2 protein-coding genes are annotated in these 1,272 nt (G+C 58.4%); both read left to right on the top strand.

Annotated features, from left to right (window positions below):
• Positions 1-46 precede the first annotated feature (46 nt).
• On the top strand, positions 47-337 hold the full coding sequence (locus IV498_RS18755; protein WP_269048587.1) for a transposase: 291 nt from the start codon (positions 47-49) through the stop codon (positions 335-337).
• Positions 292-1,227: an IS3 family transposase gene (locus tag IV498_RS18750; protein ID WP_269048588.1), complete on the top strand. Its 936-nt coding sequence runs from the start codon at positions 292-294 to the stop codon at positions 1,225-1,227. The genes IV498_RS18755 and IV498_RS18750 overlap by 46 nt, the downstream gene beginning before the upstream one ends.
• Positions 1,228-1,272: the final 45 nt, after the last annotated feature.

The following is a 1,272-nucleotide window of genomic DNA, read 5'->3' as shown; positions in this document are numbered from 1 at the left end:
TGAGGTGTACTACTGATGTGAGACACAGTTTGAAAGGATTGTGCCCATGTCCGCCCGTCAAACGTTTTCTGATGAATTCAAAGCCGATGCCGTTGATCTCGTTATTTCTTCCGGCCGTCCGATAGCCACCGTCGCCTCCGAGCTGGGGGTCTCGGTGACCGCGCTGCGTCGGTGGATCCGCTACCACAATGAAGGCCATCCCGATGCCAGCATGAAGCCCGATCAACCCGTGGAAGCCGCTAAATACAAGGCGCTGGAGACCAGGCTCCGGGAAGTGGAAAGAGAGAATGAATTCCTAAAAAAAGTTTCGGCGTTCTTCGCCAAAGAACAACGGTAGAAGACTTCTACCGCCTTGTTCAGGAGGAGAACGCCAACTTCCCAGTGCAGTGGATGTGCAAGCGGCTGGGCGTGCCCAGAGCCTCGTACTACCGCTGGCTGGACCATACGGACCCAGCGACGGTCCTGCGCCACAGGGAGCTGACAGGACAGGTGCAGACAATGTTCGATTCCTCGGACGGGATCTTTGGCCACCGCATGGTCCACGACAAACTCAGCGCCGCCGGCGTCGAAGTTTCCGTGGGAACCGTGGCGGCCATCATGGCCGAGAACGGGTGGGCGGCCAAGCGGATGCGCGCTTTCAAACGCACCACCATCCCCTCCGATCCGGACAAGGTCTTCGAAGACCTGATCGGCCGGGACTTCACCTCCCAGACGCCAGGGACCCGCATGGTCGGAGATATCACCTATCTGCGCACCGACGAGGGCTGGCTGTATCTGGCCACCATCATCGATCTGTGCACCCGCATGGTCGTTGGATGGGCGATGGCTGAGCACATGCGTGCCTCTCTCGTCACCGGGGCGCTGACCATGGCCCGGGACCGCGGCCACCTCAAAACCGACGCCATTTTCCATAGCGACCGTGGTACTCAATACACCTCCAGGGAATTGGGAACCTGGTGCAAGGGAAACCACATCCGCCAGTCCATGGGAGCCACCGGCGTGTGTTGGGATAACGCCGTAGCTGAGTCATTCTTCTCCAGCCTGAAGAATGAGTATTACCACCACTACAGCTTCTCCACCCGGCAAAAAGCCAGGAGGGGAGTCATGCGGTACATCGAGGTCTTCTACAACCGCTGGCGCCCACACAGCCACAACAAAGGACTCCCACCGACCACCGCAATGACCAATTTCAAGCCAAACCAGCAATCGCTGCCAACCGCTGCCTAACCAACAAGAAACCAGCCGACTGTCTCACATCCTTGACACACCTCA

Origin of the sequence: Paenarthrobacter sp. Z7-10, assembly GCF_026932795.1 — a bacterium.
GTDB lineage: Bacteria > Actinomycetota > Actinomycetes > Actinomycetales > Micrococcaceae > Arthrobacter_M.
Note: the sequence above shows the minus strand (reverse complement) of the source record. Positions and strands in the feature narration are given on the sequence as shown.

Coding starts and splice junctions, on each gene's coding strand:
- IV498_RS18755 (WP_269048587.1), top strand. CDS start 47: ATGTCCGCCCGTCAAACGTTTTCTGATGAATTCAAAGCCGATGCCGTT.